Annotated in this window: 18 protein-coding genes and 1 tRNA gene; 8 read left to right on the top strand and 11 right to left on the bottom strand. The window is 61.7% G+C overall.

Going from position 1 to position 16,226, the window contains the following annotated elements:
• Positions 1 to 89: 89 nt before the first annotated feature.
• The 6 genes from nuoF to VIE67_RS03915 form a co-directional block, all read right to left on the bottom strand.
• Entirely contained in the window at positions 90 to 1,400 is a 1,311-nt protein-coding gene (gene nuoF / locus VIE67_RS03940; protein WP_332023474.1) for an NADH-quinone oxidoreductase subunit NuoF, read from the bottom strand.
• 74 nt (positions 1,401 to 1,474) lie between these two features.
• Positions 1,475 to 2,002 carry an NADH-quinone oxidoreductase subunit NuoE gene (gene nuoE, locus VIE67_RS03935; RefSeq protein ID WP_332023472.1) on the bottom strand — a complete coding sequence of 176 codons (528 nt, stop codon included), beginning with the start codon at positions 2,000 to 2,002 and terminating at the stop codon, positions 1,475 to 1,477.
• A gap of 163 nt (positions 2,003 to 2,165) precedes the next feature.
• Positions 2,166 to 3,419 (bottom strand): NADH-quinone oxidoreductase subunit D, encoded by a 1,254-nt coding sequence (locus VIE67_RS03930; RefSeq protein WP_332023498.1) that lies wholly within the window; start codon positions 3,417 to 3,419, stop codon positions 2,166 to 2,168.
• 115 nt (positions 3,420 to 3,534) lie between these two features.
• Positions 3,535 to 4,266 carry an NADH-quinone oxidoreductase subunit C gene (locus VIE67_RS03925; RefSeq protein WP_332023470.1) on the bottom strand — a complete coding sequence of 244 codons (732 nt, stop codon included), beginning with the start codon at positions 4,264 to 4,266 and terminating at the stop codon, positions 3,535 to 3,537.
• The gene (locus tag VIE67_RS03920; protein ID WP_332023468.1) at positions 4,263 to 4,862 is read right to left on the bottom strand and encodes a NuoB/complex I 20 kDa subunit family protein; all 600 of its coding nucleotides are present in this window, start codon (positions 4,860 to 4,862) and stop codon (positions 4,263 to 4,265) included. Before VIE67_RS03920 ends, VIE67_RS03925 begins: the two co-directional genes overlap by 4 nt.
• Positions 4,863 to 5,144: 282 nt before the next feature.
• Complete coding sequence (locus tag VIE67_RS03915) at positions 5,145 to 5,501, bottom strand: NADH-quinone oxidoreductase subunit A (RefSeq protein WP_332023467.1); 357 nt, start codon at positions 5,499 to 5,501, stop codon at positions 5,145 to 5,147.
• A 308-nt stretch (positions 5,502 to 5,809) separates the two neighbouring features.
• Between VIE67_RS03915 and tpiA the strand changes: the two genes are divergently transcribed.
• From tpiA to VIE67_RS03885, 6 genes are all read left to right on the top strand, one after another.
• The gene (gene tpiA, locus VIE67_RS03910) at positions 5,810 to 6,568 is read left to right on the top strand and encodes a triose-phosphate isomerase (protein ID WP_332023465.1); all 759 of its coding nucleotides are present in this window, start codon (positions 5,810 to 5,812) and stop codon (positions 6,566 to 6,568) included.
• A 16-nt stretch (positions 6,569 to 6,584) separates the two neighbouring features.
• Positions 6,585 to 7,064 carry a preprotein translocase subunit SecG gene (gene secG, locus VIE67_RS03905; RefSeq protein WP_332023463.1) on the top strand — a complete coding sequence of 160 codons (480 nt, stop codon included), beginning with the start codon at positions 6,585 to 6,587 and terminating at the stop codon, positions 7,062 to 7,064.
• Positions 7,065 to 7,122: 58 nt separating this feature from the next.
• Positions 7,123 to 7,207 (top strand) — tRNA-Leu (locus VIE67_RS03900).
• A gap of 161 nt (positions 7,208 to 7,368) precedes the next feature.
• Complete coding sequence (locus tag VIE67_RS03895) at positions 7,369 to 9,141, top strand: DUF885 domain-containing protein (RefSeq protein ID WP_332023461.1); 1,773 nt, start codon at positions 7,369 to 7,371, stop codon at positions 9,139 to 9,141.
• Between the two features lie 180 nt (positions 9,142 to 9,321).
• On the top strand, positions 9,322 to 10,695 hold the full coding sequence (dbpA, locus tag VIE67_RS03890; RefSeq protein WP_332023460.1) for an ATP-dependent RNA helicase DbpA: 1,374 nt from the start codon (positions 9,322 to 9,324) through the stop codon (positions 10,693 to 10,695).
• A 4-nt stretch (positions 10,696 to 10,699) separates the two neighbouring features.
• Complete coding sequence (locus tag VIE67_RS03885; protein ID WP_332023458.1) at positions 10,700 to 11,281, top strand: DUF1415 domain-containing protein; 582 nt, start codon at positions 10,700 to 10,702, stop codon at positions 11,279 to 11,281.
• Positions 11,282 to 11,498: 217 nt separating this feature from the next.
• On the opposite strand, the gene VIE67_RS03880 is transcribed toward VIE67_RS03885, so the two are convergent.
• Positions 11,499 to 12,212, bottom strand: coding sequence for a pseudouridine synthase (locus VIE67_RS03880; protein WP_332023456.1), 714 nt, complete (start codon positions 12,210 to 12,212; stop codon positions 11,499 to 11,501).
• A 249-nt stretch (positions 12,213 to 12,461) separates the two neighbouring features.
• Here VIE67_RS03880 and yihG point away from each other — a divergent pair, with 249 nt between their 5' ends.
• Both yihG and VIE67_RS03870 read left to right on the top strand, forming a co-directional pair.
• Positions 12,462 to 13,376 (top strand): 1-acylglycerol-3-phosphate O-acyltransferase, YihG family, encoded by a 915-nt coding sequence (yihG, locus tag VIE67_RS03875; RefSeq protein WP_332023455.1) that lies wholly within the window; start codon positions 12,462 to 12,464, stop codon positions 13,374 to 13,376.
• Between the two features lie 59 nt (positions 13,377 to 13,435).
• Positions 13,436 to 14,257: a DUF1003 domain-containing protein gene (locus VIE67_RS03870; RefSeq protein ID WP_332023453.1), complete on the top strand. Its 822-nt coding sequence runs from the start codon at positions 13,436 to 13,438 to the stop codon at positions 14,255 to 14,257.
• 59 nt (positions 14,258 to 14,316) lie between these two features.
• Here VIE67_RS03870 and VIE67_RS03865 read toward each other — a convergent pair whose 3' ends face one another.
• From VIE67_RS03865 to VIE67_RS03850, 4 genes are all read right to left on the bottom strand, one after another.
• On the bottom strand, positions 14,317 to 14,706 hold the full coding sequence (locus VIE67_RS03865) for a hypothetical protein (RefSeq protein WP_332023451.1): 390 nt from the start codon (positions 14,704 to 14,706) through the stop codon (positions 14,317 to 14,319).
• Complete coding sequence (locus VIE67_RS03860; RefSeq protein ID WP_332023449.1) at positions 14,703 to 15,035, bottom strand: heavy-metal-associated domain-containing protein; 333 nt, start codon at positions 15,033 to 15,035, stop codon at positions 14,703 to 14,705. The genes VIE67_RS03865 and VIE67_RS03860 overlap by 4 nt, the downstream gene beginning before the upstream one ends.
• A gap of 15 nt (positions 15,036 to 15,050) precedes the next feature.
• The gene (locus VIE67_RS03855) at positions 15,051 to 15,713 is read right to left on the bottom strand and encodes a hypothetical protein (protein ID WP_332023447.1); all 663 of its coding nucleotides are present in this window, start codon (positions 15,711 to 15,713) and stop codon (positions 15,051 to 15,053) included.
• Positions 15,714 to 15,791: 78 nt separating this feature from the next.
• Positions 15,792 to 16,130 (bottom strand): hypothetical protein, encoded by a 339-nt coding sequence (locus tag VIE67_RS03850; protein WP_332023445.1) that lies wholly within the window; start codon positions 16,128 to 16,130, stop codon positions 15,792 to 15,794.
• Positions 16,131 to 16,226 lie beyond the last annotated feature (96 nt).

The raw sequence follows: 16,226 nt of genomic DNA, 5'->3' as shown, positions 1-16,226 counted from the left end.
AGCACGAAGATCGCAAGCAAGAGATTTCATATTGCTTGTCTCCGTGTTCTCCGTGTTCTCTGTGGTTAAAGTTTTTGCGCTCGAGAGCATCATGCCGCGACCTCCAGCGGAGCATCGACGATCGAGCGCTTGTTCGCGACGTAGTATTCAAACTCGTTCCAGTAGTGGCGCAGGAAACCCTGCACCGGCCATGCGGCCGCTTCACCGAACGCGCAAATCGTGTGACCTTCGATCTGGCCGGCTGCCTGCTTCAGCATCTGCACGTCGTCCATCGTCGCGTGACCGTCGACGATGCGCGTGAGCACGCGATACATCCAGCCGGTGCCTTCGCGGCAGGGCGTGCACTGGCCGCAGGATTCGGCATAGTAGAAGCGCGCGATGCGCTGACATGCGCGCACCATGCAGGTCGTCTCGTCCATCACGACCACCGCACCGGAGCCCAGACCCGAGCCGGCCTTCTGCAGGGCGTCGTAGTCCATCGTGAGGCTGAGCATGGTGTCGCCCGGCAGCACCGGCATCGACGAACCGCCCGGAATCACCGCCTTCAATTTGCGCCCGCCGCGCACGCCGCCAGCCATTTCCAGCAGATCCTTGAACGAGGTGCCGAGCTTGATTTCGTAATTGCCCGGCTTGTTGACGTGCCCGGAAACGGAAAAGATCTTGGGGCCGCCGTTGTTCGGCTTGCCCTGCTGCAGGAACCACTCCGCGCCCTTGCGCATGATCGCCGGCACCGAGGCATAGGTTTCGGTGTTGTTGATCGTGGTCGGTTTGCCGTACAGGCCGAAGCCAGCCGGAAACGGCGGCTTGAAGCGCGGCAGGCCCTTCTTGCCTTCGAGCGATTCCATCATCGCGGTTTCTTCGCCGCAGATATAGGCACCGGCGCCGAGCGCGGTATGGATATCCACATCGACACCGCTGCCCAGGATGTTCTTGCCGAGCAAGCCGGCGGCGTAGGCTTCCTTCAGCGCCGCTTCGCAATGCTCGAACGGCTCATGATGAAACTCGCCGCGCAGATAGTTGTAGGCGACGCTCGATCCGGTCGCGTAGCAGGCGATCGCCAGACCCTCGATCACCGCATGCGGGTTAAAGCGCAGGATATCGCGATCCTTGCAGGTGCCCGGTTCGGATTCGTCCGAGTTGCACAAAATATACTTCTGCATCGTGCCTTTCGGCATAAACGACCACTTCAAGCCGGTGGGAAATCCGGCGCCGCCGCGGCCGCGCAGCGAACTCTTCTTCAACTCGTCGACGATCGTCGCCGGATCGGGCTTCTCGGCAAGAATCTTCTTCCACGCCTGATAGCCGTCGGCTTTCAGATAGCTGTCCATCGACCAGGGCTGATCGAAGTGCAGCGTCGTATAGACGACTTGATGTTCCTGCGGTGCGGGGCCAACTGCCATAACGTGTTCCACAAATACTCGACTGAATTACCTTTCGCCGGAATGACGAGCTTTTTATCCAGCGCCTAAAATATCTACTTCAAGTCCCCCAGAATTTCGTCAACTTTCTCGTTCGTCAGGTGCTCGTGATAATGCCCGTTGACTACCATCATTGGCGCGCCGCAGCAGGCCGCGAGACACTCTTCTTCCTGTTTGAGATAGACGCGGCCATCGGCGGTGCTTTCGCCGACCTTGATGCCGAGCTTGTTCTCGCAATGCTTCAGGATGTCCTCACCGCCGTTGAGCCAGCACGAGATATTCGTGCACACCGCGACATTGTTGCGGCCGACCGGCTTGGTCTCGAACATCGAGTAGAAAGTGGCGACCTCGTAGGCCCAGATCGCCGGCAGATCGAGATACTTCGCCACGGCCGCGATCAGCTCGTCGGTGAGATAACCGCCGTTTTGTTCCTGCGCCGCGAACAGCGACTGAATCAGCGCCGAGCGCTTGCGATCCGGCGGGAACTTCGACACCCAGTGATCGATATGCTCGCGCGTATGCGCGTTGAGCACGACCAGCGGATCGACATGCTTGACCTCGGCATAGTGATTGGTGGCTTTCATGCAGCAACCTCTCCCTGGCTTTTTCGCAACGAAAAAACCGGGACTCGGGACTCGGGACTCGGGATTCGGAAAAGAAAAGCAAAAGCGCCGCATCGCCGGCGTTTTGGCTCTTCCACGAGTCCCGAGTCCCGAGTCCCGAACCCCGTCTTTGCACTCGACAAAATCATCGATCGACCTCCCCAAACACGAGGTCGTACGTACCGATCATCGCGACCACGTCGGGCAGCATGTGACCGCGCACGATCGCATCCATCGACGACAGATGAGCGAAACCCGGCGCACGCAATTTCACCCGGAACGGCTTGTTTGCACCGTCGGAAATCAGATAACAACCGAACTCGCCTTTCGGCGCTTCAATCGCGAAGTAGGTCTCGCCCGCCGGCACGCTGTAGCCTTCGGTAAACAGTTTGAAGTGATGGATCAGGGCTTCCATGTCGTCCTTCATTTCCTCGCGGCGCGGCGGCGACACCTTGAAGTTGCGCAGCATCACTTCGCCCGGATTCGCCTTCAGCCACTGCACGCATTGCTGGATGATGCGGTTGGACTGGCGCATTTCCTCGACGCGCACAAGATAACGATCGTAGCAATCGCCCTTGACGCCGACCGGGATGTCGAAATCCATCTTGTCGTACATCGCATAGGGCTGCTTCTTGCGCAGATCCCACTCGACGCCCGAGCCGCGCAGCATCGCACCGGTCATGCCCCAGGCCAGCGCCTGTTCCGGCGGGATAACGCCGATGCCGACCGTGCGCTGTTTCCAGATGCGGTTGTCGGTCAGCAGGGTTTCGTACTCGTCGACCTTGCCAGGGAAATCGGCAGTGAACGCTTCGAGGAAATCGAGCATCGAGCCTTCGCGCCAGGCATTGCGCTGCTTGAGATCCTTGCCCTTGTGCCAGCGCGATTCCCTGTACTGCGGCATGCGATCAGGCAGATCGCGATAAACGCCGCCCGGACGATAATAGGTCGCGTGCATGCGCGCACCCGAAACGGCTTCGTAGCAATCCATCAATTCCTCGCGCTCGCGAAACGCGTAGAGGAAGACCGCCATCGCACCCAGGTCGAGCGCATTGGAGCCGATCCACATCAGGTGATTGAGGATGCGCGTGATCTCGTCGAACATCGTGCGGATGTATTGCGCGCGTTCCGGCGCTTCGATGCCGAGCAGCCGCTCGATCGCGCCGACGTAGGCGTGTTCGTTGCACATCATCGACACGTAGTCGAGCCGGTCCATGTAGCCGATCGACTGGTTGAACGGCTTGGATTCGGCGAGTTTCTCGGTACCACGATGCAGCAGGCCGACATGCGGATCGGCGCGCTGGATCACTTCGCCGTCGAGCTCGAGCACGAGGCGCAGCACGCCGTGCGCGGCCGGATGCTGCGGACCGAAGTTGATCGTGTAGTTCTTGATTTCCTGCATGGTCAGCGCCGCCAGATCAAGAGATTGAACCACGGAGAACACGGAGACGAGCAGAAGAGATCTGTTTGATTCTCTCCGTGTTCTCCGTGTTCTCCGCGGTTCAGTCTTGTCTCTTTCATTTCTTGCCCAAAGCGGATTCGGCTTGCGCTTGGTCATAGCGCGAATCGTTGCGTACGGTGCGCGGCACGAGGACGCGCGGCTCGACCGAGGTCACCGGCTCGTAGATCACGCGTTTGAGCGTTTCGTCGTAGCGCACTTCGACATTGCCGATCAGCGGGAAATCCTTGCGGAACGGATGGCCGACGAAACCGTAGTCGGTGAGGATGCGGCGCAGATCCGGATGGCCCTCGAACACGATGCCGAACAGATCGAACGCCTCGCGCTCGAACCAGTTCGCACCGGGCCACAGATCGGTCAGCGACGGCACCACGGGCAGCGCGTCGTCCTGCGCGTGACAGCGGATGCGCACGCGCTGGTTGTTCTTGATCGAAAGCAAATGCGCAACTGCGACGAAACGCTTGTGTCCGCCCGCGCCGACCAGCGGCCGGTTGGACCACTGGAAGCGCCCCGGTCCCTCGCCTTCCACACCGCGCGAAAAACCCGTTGCCGATACATCGGTGGTGTCCCACTCGACCTGGCCGTAGCTCAAATAATCCACGCCGCTGACATCGACCAGCAGTTCGAAATGAAACTCATCACGGTCGCGCAGCGCGCGTGCCACGGCGAGCCAATTCTCCGGCAGGACTTCGACCGTGGTCTCGCCCAGCGCCTCGCTCACCGCGACGATCTTGTCGCCGAGCTGCGCGCCGATCTTTTGCGCCAAGGTGGTCGTTGCGGGATCGGTCATATGGCTGAGCGCGCGATCGTGTTCCGCGGCAGCTTGTTCTTGCCGATTGTGTCGTTACGACGAATCTTCTTCTGCAATTGCAGAATGCCGTAGACCAGCGCTTCGGCAGTCGGCGGGCAGCCCGGCACATAGATGTCGACCGGCACGATGCGGTCGCAACCGCGCACCACCGCATAGGAATAATGATAGTAGCCGCCACCGTTGGCGCAGGAGCCCATCGAGATCACCCATTTCGGATCGGGCATCTGGTCGTAGACGCGGCGCAGCGCCGGCGCCATCTTGTTGACCAGGGTGCCGGCGACGATCATCACATCGGATTGGCGCGGACTCGGCCGGAACACGACGCCGTAGCGATCCAGATCGATTCGCGCCGCGCCCGCATGCATCATCTCGACCGCGCAGCAGGCAAGGCCGAAGGTCATCGGCCACATCGAGCCGGTGCGCGCCCAGTTGATCAGGCTGTCGAGCGACGCGGTGACGAAGCCGCGCTCGAGCAACGGATTGTCGGCGCCCGGACGCAGGATATCCTCGACCGGTCCGGTCGGCACCGGATTGTGGAACAGGTTCTTGGTGACGGTGGTGTCGGTCACTCCCATTCCAAGGCTCCCGGCATGGATGCCATCAAAAACCATTCGTCGCGCGCAGCGCGACACCAAACGCTCCCCTCCCCCACTCGCGGGGGAGGGCAAAGGGTGAGGGAAAGGGCGCGCGCTACCGCAGCCGCGGAGATCATCACCCCCATTCGAGCGCCCCCGGCATGGATGCTATCGAAACCCATTCGTCGCGCGCAGCGCGACACCGAACGCTCCCCTCCCCCGCTCGCGGGGGAGGGCAAAGGGTGAGGGAAAGGGCGCGCGCTGCACCCGCGCGTATCATCACTATTCCCATTCGAGCGCGCCCTTTTTCCAGCAGTATACAAATCCCAAAAGCAGCAGGGCGAGGAACATCGCCATCTCGACCAGCGCGACGATACCGATCTGCTTGAACACCACGGCCCACGGAAACAGGAACGCGATTTCCAGATCGAAGATAATGAACAGGATCGCGACCAGGTAATAACGCACGTCGAACGGCAGGTGCGCGTCCTCAAATGCCTCGAAACCGCATTCGTAGGCCTCGGCCTTGTCCCGGTTCGTGCTGCGCGGGCCCAGAACCGCGCCAATCGCAAGCAGCGCCACGCCAATGCCACCGGCGACGATGAGGAACAACAGGATCGGCAGATATTCAGCGAGCACTGGCAGCCTCCGCGCCTCCTTGACGCAGCAGCGGCCGTGCATGGGCACGGCCATTGGAAATACGGGTGCCGCGCGACGATCTGCGGGGCAGATAAACGACGGCTTGCATGGACCACTACATGATACGGCCCCGCATCGCTGCTTGCCAACGGTTGCGCAACGCAGCAACCTGTGCCAAGTGGGCTTCCTGTTGGCTCGTACCGTCTCGATCCCGGCAATGGCACACTGGCGCCGGGCGGTTGCAGGCCGCTACTGCGCGTCGCTACCCTGCATGCCCGCATGCATTCAAACAAACGAGGGGATCGCCCATGTCGCGCCGCAAGCTGGTTGCCGGAAACTGGAAAATGCACGGCTCGCGCACGTTCGCCCGCGAACTCGTCGATGCGATTGCGGCCGGCCGCAGCAACGCGGCGGATGTCGAAATCGGCATTTTCCCGCCGGCGATCCTGCTCACCGAACTGGCTGCGCAGTACGCGCGGACCGGGCTGATCTTCGGCGCCCAGGACGTCAGCGAGCATGCGCAGGGCGCCTACACCGGCGAGACCGCCGCGGCGATGGTCCGCGACGCCGGCGCCACGCATACGCTGGTCGGACACTCCGAGCGACGCATCATGCATCGCGAGAACGCATTCTGCGTCGCCGAGAAATTCGCTCAGGCGCAAGCCGCAGGTTTGATCCCGATTCTGTGCATTGGCGAAACCGCCGAACAACGCGATCGCGGCCAGGCCTTTGTGGTCGTCGCCGAACAGGTCGGTGCGGTCCTGGCCGCCGCTGGAGTGGGCGTATTCGAACGTGCGATCGTCGCCTACGAACCAGTCTGGGCGATCGGCACGGGCCGCACGGCCAGTCCGGCGCAGGCTCAGGAAATGCACGCCTTTATCCGTGGCAAAATAGCCGAGGCCAATGCTATAATTGCGGGCTCGCTCCGAATCCTTTATGGCGGCAGCGTCAAGCCGGGCAATGCGGCCGAGCTGTTCGCGCAAGCGGACATCGATGGCGGCCTGATCGGCGGCGCTTCGCTCGTGGCTTCGGATTTCCTCGCGATCTGCGCAGCCGCGCGGTCGTGATCCACAGGTTTAAACCATGATACTGAATCTCTTCAACATCGTTTATGTATTGGTCGCGATCGCCATGATCGCCCTGATCCTGCTGCAGCGCGGTTCCGGCGCCGATGCCGGGTCGGGCTTCGGTGGCGGCGCGTCCGCTACGGTATTCGGCGCGCGCGGCGCGACCACGTTTCTGTCGCGCAGCACGGCGGTCCTCGCCGCCCTGTTCTTCCTGCTCAGCCTGACGATGGCCTGGTATCTGGGCAACGCGGTCACGGCCAAGCCTGCGGACGATCTGGGCGTAATGAGTGGTGTCGAAGTACCCGCCGCAAACGGCGCGGCGGCTGCGCCCGCGAAAGGCGATGTGCCGGCGGCGGCGGCTCCGACCGCGGCAGCTGCTGCGGCACCCGCCAGCGACGTACCCGCAGCGCCTGTGCAGGTTACGCCGGCACCGGCCGACGGCGCCGCAAAGAACGAAGCGCCTGCCGCGAAGCCGGCGGAACCGAAAAAGCACTGAACGTCGATTTTGCCGGCCGCGAATCAGCCGGTATCATCAACGGTCTGCAACAAAAATTGCCCGGGTGGCGGAATTGGTAGACGCACTACCTTGAGGTGGTAGCGGCGAAAGCTGTGGGGGTTCGAGTCCCCCCTCGGGCACCATATGCATTGTTCTGACCGTCCCTGGTCATCCAGGGACCCCTGAAAACCCGCAGCCTGGCGGGTTTTTTATTGTCTGCAACAGACATGCGTTCGCATTTCTTCATCGCATAGTATACTTTTCAATCTCGTTACCTCGCTCGTATCGACCCGGAGATCAATACATGTCGAAGTCGTTCAACAAAACCCTGCTGGTCGGCGCCCTGCTCGCCCTGTGCGCAACGCTGCCTGCATTTGCCGACGCGCCCAAGCCACCCGCACAAGCCGTGTCCTCCTTCGGCGCGCTCGCGGACGAATTTTTCGACAGCTACTATTTTCCGAACAATCCTACTCAGGCCACATTGAGCGGCATTCATCGCTACGACGACAAGCTCGAAGACTATTCGCGCGCGCAGATCGACCGCGAGATCGCCGCGCTGCAGAAATTCGACGCGCGCTTCGGCGCGATCGATGCGCAAACGCTGGACGAAATGACCCGTGGCGATCGCGATCTGGTGCTCAACTACATCCACAGCAACCTGCTCACGCTGCAGACGATCCGGCCGTGGGAGAAAAATCCCGACACTTATTCCAGCGGCATCACCAACAGCGCGTTCTCGATCATGGAGCGTAAGTTCGCACCGCCGCCCGAGCGGCTGCGCCTGCTGATCGCGCGCGAAAAACAGATGCCTGCCGCCCTCGCCGCGGCGCGCGCAAACCTGAAAAATCCGCCGAAGATCTACACCGATATCGCGCTCGAACAATTGCCCGGTCTGGTCGAGTTTTTCAGGAACGACGTGCCGGCTGCATTCGCCGACGTCACTGACGCGACGCTCAAGCAGCAATTCGCCGAATCCAATGGCGCCGTGATCAAGGCGCTGGCCGAATACGAAGCCTGGCTGAAGAAAGACGTGCTGCCGAAGTCGAACGGCGACTTCAAACTCGGCGCGGACACCTACGCGAAGAAATTGCACGACGACGAAATGGTCGATATCCCGCTCGACAAACTCGTCGCGATCGATATGGCCAATTTGCGCGCGAACCAGGCCGAATTCGCCAGAATCGCCAAGGAAGTGGACCCGAAAAAGACGCCACGGCAAGTGCTGGCCGAACTCGCTGCCAATCATCCGGATCCGGCGAAACTGCTCGATACGTTTCGCAGCACGTTCGACGGCTTGATCAAATTCATCGACGACAAGCAGATCATCACGATCCCCTCGCAGGTGCGTCCGATCCTTGAGGAGACACCGCCGTTTATGCGCGCGACCACGTTCGCTTCGATGGACACGCCGGGGCCGTACGAGACCGTGGCGAAAGAGGCGTACTTCAATGTCACCCTGCCGGAAAAGAGCTGGGACAAGAAGCGCGTCGACGGATTCATGGCCCAGTTCAGCTATCCGGTGATTACCGTGGTCGCCGCGCACGAAGCCTATCCCGGTCACTACATCCAGTTCCTGTGGATGCAGAACATCCACGACCGCGTGCGCAAGCTGCTTGGCGCCAATACCAATGTCGAAGGCTGGGCGCATTACTGCGAGCAGATGATGCTCGACGAAGGCCTCGCCCAGTCGCTGTTTCCGAACGACGCACGTCAGCAGAAATTCCTGCGTCTCGGACAGTTGCAGGATGCGCTGCTGCGCAACGCGCGTTTCATCGTCGGTATAAAATTACACACCGGCCAGTTCAGCTTCGATCAGGCGGTGGATTTCTTCGTCAAGGAAGGTTACCAATCGCGCACGGTGGGTACGGTCGAAACCAAGCGCGGCACCAGCGACCCGACCTATCTGTATTACACGCTCGGCAAGTTGCAGATTCTCAAGCTGCGCGCCGATGTGCAGGCGAAACAGGGTGCGGCTTTCAATCTCAAACAGTTCCACGACAGCTTCATGCAGCAGGGGTTTGCGCCGATCAAGATCGTGCGCCACGCGATGCTGCATGACGATACGCCGACGCTTTGATTGAGTTGTCGGTTGGCCGTTCGCCCTGAGCGCAGGCGCGCCGCGCCGAAGTCGAAGGGCAGATGAGCAGCACTTCGACTTCGCTTGCTACGCAAGCTACGCTCAGCGCGAACGGATATCCATATCCATGAATCGGTTCGCTGAGGCACCGCATTCACAGCGAAAATGCGATCATTGCGCATGACCGAATTTACATCGCTGCCGCTTCCGCCCGCCCTGCTGCAGGCGCTCGATGCGCTGAATTACACGCAGATGACGCCGGTGCAGGCACAAAGCCTGCCGTCAATCCTGAGCGGGCGCGATCTGATCGTGCAGGCGCCGACCGGCAGCGGCAAGACCGTCGCATTCGGCCTTGGGCTGCTGTATCGCCTCGATCCGGCGCTGATCAAGACACAAGCCCTGGTGCTGTGTCCGACGCGCGAACTCGCCGATCAGGTCGCCAAGGAAATCCGCCGGCTGGCGATCGGCATTGCGAATTTGAAGGTGCTGATTCTCACCGGCGGTGTTGCGCTCGGCCCGCAATTGGCCTCGCTGCGCAAGGATTCGCATGTCGTCGTCGGCACGCCGGGGCGCGTCCAGGAAATGCTGCGCAAGCATGCGCTGAGCCTGAGCAAGGTCGGCACGCTGGTGCTCGACGAAGCCGACCGCATGCTCGATATGGGCTTTGAGGAACCGATCCGCGAGATCGTCGGCAAGACTCCGCCGAAGCGTCAGAGCCTGTTATTTTCTGCAACGTATCCCGACGCAATTCGCGCGATCGCAAAAAGCACGCTGCGCGATCCGCTCGAAGTGACTGTCGCCGGCGATGTCGAGCAGCCTGCGATCGAGCAGTTGTTCTTCGAAATCGATCTGGCGCGCAAACCGGCAGCGCTCGCCGCTTTGCTGCTTCAGCATCGCCCCGAGTCGAGTGTGGTGTTCTGCAATACGCGGCGCGATACGGAAAGCGTGGTCGAGGCACTGGCCGAATTCAACATTTCCGCGCTCGCCCTGCATGGCGATATCGAGCAGCGCGACCGCGACGAAGTGCTGGTGCGTTTCGCCAATCGCAGTTGCAGCGTGCTCGTTGCCAGCGACGTGGCCGCGCGCGGCCTCGACATCAAGGAATTGGCCGCGGTGATCAACTACGAATTGCCGCCGGATCCGGACATCTATCTGCATCGCATCGGACGCACCGCGCGCGCCGGCCGCACCGGTTTGGCCATCAGCCTGTGTACGCCGCGTGAGATGCCGCGCGCGATCGCCCTGGAGAAACAACAGGGCGCGCCACTGATCTGGCACAAACTTCCGCCTCTCAACACGAGTGCGGCGAACGCGCTGCAGGCCGCGATGGTGACGCTGCGCATCGACGGCGGCCGCAGCGACAAGATGCGGCCCGGCGATATTCTCGGCGCCTTGACCGGCGACGCCGGCCTGCCCGGTACGTCAGTCGGCAAGATCGACGTGTTCGCTACGCGTTCGTACGTCGCGATCGCCAGGGCAGTCGCCGACAAGGCGCTCAATCGGTTGCGCGCGGGCAAGATCAAGGGCCGCAATTTCCGTGTGGCACGGATCTGATGCGGTGAGCGATCCGTCGCCGGATGCGCAAGCGGCGGACGCGCAAATCATCCGCGCCACGCGGCGTTGGCTGGAGCGCGTGGTGATCGGCCTGAACCTCTGCCCGTTCGCGCGCGCACCGTTCGTGCAGCAACGCGTGCGCTTTCGCGTCAGCCGCGCGCAGGACGAGGATGCGCTGCTGGCCGACCTGCGCGAGGAACTCGTCGCACTGAGCGCCGCGGATCCGCAGATCTGCGAAACCACGCTGCTGATCCATCCCGACGTGCTGGCCGACTTCCTCGACTACAACGATTTCCTCGACGACGCGGACGAAGCCTTGCGTGCGCTCGGACTCGAAGGCGAACTGCAAATCGCCAGCTTTCATCCCGACTACCAATTTGCCGACGCAGTCGAGAACGCGGTGGAGAACTATACCAACCGCTCGCCCTACCCGATCCTGCACCTGCTGCGCGAAGCGAGTATCGAGCGTGCGCTGGAATCAATCGCCGACCCGGACGAAATCTATCGGCGCAATATCCAAACCCTGCGCACGCTCGGTGCCGAGGGCTGGCGCGCGCTGTCTCGTGGCGACGACCGCGACCTCTGAAACGCTCGCGTGACTTGGCCCGTATTGCGTTGCCGAAGTAAGATGGGGCAAGCTGCGCCGGCCGCAGCCAAATCATCGACGTACTTGCGAGGAGAAGATCATGAGCAAAGGCATGAACCAGAAGAAAGACGCCAAGAAAAAACCTGCCAAGAACATGAAGGAAAAGCGCGCCGAAAAAGCCGCCAAGAAAGCCACGAGACCCGTGCACTGAACGGCGTCACCACTGCGTGCGCTGCGGCAATAGCCCGCGCAATTCCAGTTCGGTCAAATTGCGCCACTGGCCGACTTTCAGCGCGCCGAGTTTGATATTGACGATGCGCACGCGGCGCAACTGGGTGACGCGATAGCCGAACGCGTCGGCCATCAGGCGGATCTGCCGGTTCAGGCCTTGCGTGAGCACGATGCGGAAGCCGAACTTGGCGATCCGCGCGGTCTTGCACGGCTTGGTGATCTGCCCGTGCACGCGCACACCGCGCGCCATGCCGGTGAGAAACTCCGGCGTCACGGCCTTGTTGACGCCGACCAGGTATTCCTTTTCGTGGGCGTTTTCCGAGCGCAGGATTTCGTTGACGATATCGCCGTTGCTGGTGAGCAGGATCAGACCTTCGGAATCCTTGTCGAGACGTCCGATCGGAAAAATGCGCTCACGATGATCGACGAAGTCGACGATATTGCCCCTGACGTCGTGTTCCGTCGTGCAGGTAACACCGACCGGCTTGTACAGGGCGATATACACATGCCGACGCCCGGAACCCGCCGCGCGGCGCGGCAGCAGCGGCTGACCATCGATCAGGACTTCGTCGCCCTCCCCCACCTGGCTACCGATGCCGCCGGGTTTGCCGTTGAGCATGACGCGTTTGTCGGCGATCAGCCGGTCGGCCTCGCGGCGCGAACAGAATCCGGTTTCGGCGATGTGTTTGTTCAGACGCATTGCCGGACGGCACCTTTGCTGCGGGAGCGCGAAGTTTACTCAGAAGTCAGTAAGTAGCACGACGCGGATGGCTGTTTCCCCTCTCCCCTTGTGGGAGAGGGTGGCGCGCAGCGCCTGCTGTGCAGGCGTCACCCTCTCCCCAACCCCTCCCCCATCAAGGGGGAGGGGCCCGTGTGCAACGGATGGTACAAGCGCATTGCCGACGGCCGTTGCATCTACAATGGCGATCGGCGCTCCCCGACTCATTCCATGCTGACTTTTCTGCCGACATTCATCCGCCTGCCGCTGGCGCTCCTGCTGGTGGCGCTGAATGTCCTTGCGCACTCCGCGGTACTGCTGGCCCTGGCGGTGATCAAGGCGCTGGTGCCGATCGCCGGATTCCGCCGTCTGCTTTCGCGCGCGCTGGTGGCGATCGCCGAGCAGTGGATCGCAGTGAACGGTTTTCTGTTCGCCTTGCTCACGCGCACGCGCTGGACCGCCAGCGGCGCGCAGGCGCTCAACCGCGAGGGTTGGTATCTGGTGCTCAGCAACCATCAGAGCTGGGTCGATATTCCGGTGCTGCAACGTACCTTCAACCGGCGCATTCCGTTTTTGAAGTTCTTTCTCAAGCAACAGCTAAAATGGATGCCCGTGCTCGGTCTCGCCTGGTGGGCGCTCGACTTTCCGTTCATGCAGCGCTACTCGAAGGAAACCCTGGAGCAACATCCTGAGCTGCGCGGCAAGGACAAGGAGGCCACGCGCATCGCCTGCGAGCGCTTTCGCGATTTGCCGGTGTCGGTGATGAACTTCGTCGAAGGCACGCGTTTCACACCGGAAAAACAGGCGCGGCAAGCCTCGCCGTTTGCGCATCTGCTGCGTCCGCGTGCGGGTGGCGTCGCCTTCGTGCTGGAAACGATGGGCGAAATCCTGCAATCCATCGTCGACGTGACTATTGTCTACGCAGACGGCCCGCCCACGGTGATGGATCTGCTCGCCGGGCGCGTGCGCGAAGTCCGCATCCACGTGCGCGAACTGCCGATACCGGCCGATCTGATTCGTGGCGATTACGAAAACGACGCGCCATTCCGCGCGCGCTTCCAGGACTGGATCAATGGGCTGTGGGCGGAGAAAGACGCGCTCATCGCCAGCACGCTTGCTGTACCTGCGCCGGCCAAGCCGCTATAAACGGCAACGTCGTGCGCATTCCACCCGTTCCTCAATCATCGATGTCGTAGGGGATAGTCGTGAACTCCATACCGCTGTTGCGTTCGGTCGCCTTGTTGGACGGCTTGTCGGACGAGGATCTCGCTGCCCTCGCCAGCGAACTGGTAACGAGAACCTTTGCTGCCGGGCAGAAGGTCTTCGACCAGGGCGATATGGGCAGTGCGATGTATATCGTGCAGGACGGTTCGATCAACATCTATCTGGGCGAGAACGCGGGCGGCAGGATTTCGCTGCAGGACCTCGGGCCGGGCAAGTTTTTCGGCGAGTTGTCGATGTTCGGCAAGAAGCCACGCAGCGCCAGCGCCCGTGCGGTAACCGACACCGTTCTGCTCGAATTGCAGCATGCGACACTGGAAAGCTTCCTCGATCGCCGCCCGCGCGCGGCGCTGGCGATCCTGCACACGATCAGCGAGCGTTTGCGCGAAACCAATTCGCTGCTGTCGGCACGCGCCGCCAGAAACGCCTACGCCGAAATCGAGCAGAATCTTTCCTGGAGCGATCGCCTCGCCGACGAGGTCGCCGAGCTGAACGGCAGTTGGAAATTCATCATCATCCTGTTCTCGTTGACCGCAGGCTGGTGCCTGGTGAACACCAGTGTCCTCATGGGCTCGCCACCCGACCCGTATCCGTACGTGTTCTTCAACCTCTTGCTGGGGATCTTGGTCGCCCTGCAAGGCCCGTTGATCGTGATGAGCCAGAATCGTCAGGGGCGCAAGGACCGCGCCAATGCGGAATCCGACTACCGGGTCAACCTCAAGAACGAGGTCAACATCGAAATCCTGATACGAGAGTTGCGCGAGTTTCGCGAAGAGGCGAAGCGCTCGCGCGATCATCGGTCTTGATTTGTCCGCGTGACGTGCTGGTGTTGGCCGCACACCGCAGCGCGGCGGCGCCACGGTTGTCAGAGTAAATTGACAAGCCACGGCAAAAGGAATGCGAACGCAGCACCGGTGCAGAAAGCCAGCACCGCCACGATGTAGAGCACGGCGCTGACGCGGCGCAGCCGCGTACAAGCGCGCGCCGCGACGGGATCAACCGGGCACGGCAATCGACGTGCATGCCAGAGCGCCAGTCCGGCAACGCCAAGCAACAAAGCGGCGATGCCGAACACCCAGGGCTTGTGCTCGCTCATCCATACGAGTTGCGGCACGGCGGTGATCAAACCGGCCAGCGCGGCTCCCGCACCCAGCGCCACCATCACGGCCGGCAGGACGCAGCACACCAGCGTGGCGGAACTGGCGAACAGCGCCGCCGATGCGAGGCCGATATTGCGCGCGAAGGCCGTGCTCATGGCGTCTTGGTCTTGAGACGCTGGCGCACGTCGTCGAGCGATTCATCGACGTGCCGGATGTCCTTCACTGTGTAACCGGCATCAGTGAGGGCATGTCGCAGGTCGTCGTCTGAAATGTCTTGTCCGTCCCTGAGAGAAACCGCAACCAGTTTCTTTTCCAGGCTCACCACGACATCGGCGGTCGCCGGGATCGCATGCAGCTTCTTCTGGATGCCTTGCGCACAGAACGCGCATACGAGGCCGTTGACGTCCAGCTCGATCGTCGTGGCCGACGCGAAGCTGGACAAAATGAGCGCCGAAAAACCCAGGAACAGTGTTGGTATACGCATAGTGAATTCCTCAAATCAAAAGTTGATCATCATCATGGCTTGCGGCTTGCCTTTGGTGGTCACACCGGCTTCGACCCACGCGCCGCCCTTGAACAAACGCAACAGCGCTGCCCATTCCATGCCGCGATGGAGATCGCCGGTGTAGTGCCTTCCCTGCACGACGAACCATGTCGCGAGATCCTCGTAGTCGTACGCGTAGGGGGCGACGCCGAGCTGGAGTGTGTCGACGCGATGCGAGTAGCGGTCGCTTTCGTGCAGATCGGACATGAACGACACATACACGCGCCGCGTTTCGTAGTCCGCTTGAAAGCCGGCATTGCGGTCGAGTCGGCTGCCGCGAAAATCATTGCCCGTGGCTGTGCCCAGACCACCCCAGGCAAACACGTTGGCCTGCGCATCGTCGAGGTTCCAGCGCTTGACTAGATAGTTCACGCGCAGGTAGCGGATATCGCGCGCGCGGTTGCGCTCGTCGCTGTCGAGCTGCAGATACCCGGCACCGGCCGACAACCAGTAGTACGGTGCATAAAACGCCTGCACCTCTTCCATCGTGCCGGCACCGTACTCGGTCATGACGGTTGTGCCGTTGGCGAACGCGATGGGTTTTGCCTCGACCAGCGACGGCACGACAACAGCCAGCAGCAGCGCCGCTGGCCAGCGGGTTCCAACGAAACGAGACATGTCCTTCTCCGGACCAACATGCGTGCATGCGCACGCCACACCACGCCGATATGGCGCGGCACTCAATACGCCAGGAGATCAGGCGATCGGAGGAGGTGTTGGCGGTACGTTGCTGAGAACGCGCACGGATGCGTCCGCATTCACCCGAATCGGAACGAGGTGCTCGATCTTTGCGATGCGAAGCAATGCAGGTACGACGAACGCCATCCCGCAGGCGGTACACACGTCCGCGCAGCCGCCCATGACGCCATCGGGGCAGCACGGGCATTTGTCGGGCAGTACGGCGGCGTGTCCCGCTGGCGTGGCGTGGCCGCAATGATGACCGATCATTTGCGCCGACACGGCAGCGAACGCACCCACCGTACCTTGCAGGATCAGGGTCAGGGCCAGCAGCAAATGGATGGCTATCCGTTTCATGGTCCGATCAGGAGTCTACGTCCGACAAGACCCTGCCGTCGAGCAAATGCTTTCAAGCCCAAATCGGTAACCTGACTGGCAGCGGGATCGCGAACA

The sequence above is a fragment of the Rudaea sp. genome (assembly GCF_036560865.1).
Taxonomy (GTDB): domain Bacteria; phylum Pseudomonadota; class Gammaproteobacteria; order Xanthomonadales; family Rhodanobacteraceae; genus Rudaea.
This window is presented reverse-complemented; position numbering and strand designations above follow the sequence as displayed.

Excerpts from the sequence above, each read along its gene's own strand:
- nuoF (WP_332023474.1), bottom strand. The coding sequence starts at position 1,400 with ATGGCAGTTGGCCCCGCACCGCAGGAACATCAAGTCGTCTATACGACG.
- nuoE (WP_332023472.1), bottom strand. The coding sequence starts at position 2,002 with ATGAAAGCCACCAATCACTATGCCGAGGTCAAGCATGTCGATCCGCTG.
- VIE67_RS03930 (WP_332023498.1), bottom strand. The coding sequence starts at position 3,419 with ATGCAGGAAATCAAGAACTACACGATCAACTTCGGTCCGCAGCATCCG.
- VIE67_RS03925 (WP_332023470.1), bottom strand. The coding sequence starts at position 4,266 with ATGACCGATCCCGCAACGACCACCTTGGCGCAAAAGATCGGCGCGCAG.
- VIE67_RS03920 (WP_332023468.1), bottom strand. The coding sequence starts at position 4,862 with ATGGGAGTGACCGACACCACCGTCACCAAGAACCTGTTCCACAATCCG.
- tpiA (WP_332023465.1), top strand. The coding sequence starts at position 5,810 with ATGTCGCGCCGCAAGCTGGTTGCCGGAAACTGGAAAATGCACGGCTCG.
- secG (WP_332023463.1), top strand. The coding sequence starts at position 6,585 with ATGATACTGAATCTCTTCAACATCGTTTATGTATTGGTCGCGATCGCC.
- VIE67_RS03895 (WP_332023461.1), top strand. The coding sequence starts at position 7,369 with ATGTCGAAGTCGTTCAACAAAACCCTGCTGGTCGGCGCCCTGCTCGCC.
- dbpA (WP_332023460.1), top strand. The coding sequence starts at position 9,322 with ATGACCGAATTTACATCGCTGCCGCTTCCGCCCGCCCTGCTGCAGGCG.
- VIE67_RS03880 (WP_332023456.1), bottom strand. The coding sequence starts at position 12,212 with ATGCGTCTGAACAAACACATCGCCGAAACCGGATTCTGTTCGCGCCGC.
- yihG (WP_332023455.1), top strand. The coding sequence starts at position 12,462 with ATGCTGACTTTTCTGCCGACATTCATCCGCCTGCCGCTGGCGCTCCTG.
- VIE67_RS03865 (WP_332023451.1), bottom strand. The coding sequence starts at position 14,706 with ATGAGCACGGCCTTCGCGCGCAATATCGGCCTCGCATCGGCGGCGCTG.
- VIE67_RS03860 (WP_332023449.1), bottom strand. The coding sequence starts at position 15,035 with ATGCGTATACCAACACTGTTCCTGGGTTTTTCGGCGCTCATTTTGTCC.
- VIE67_RS03855 (WP_332023447.1), bottom strand. The coding sequence starts at position 15,713 with ATGTCTCGTTTCGTTGGAACCCGCTGGCCAGCGGCGCTGCTGCTGGCT.
- VIE67_RS03850 (WP_332023445.1), bottom strand. The coding sequence starts at position 16,130 with ATGAAACGGATAGCCATCCATTTGCTGCTGGCCCTGACCCTGATCCTG.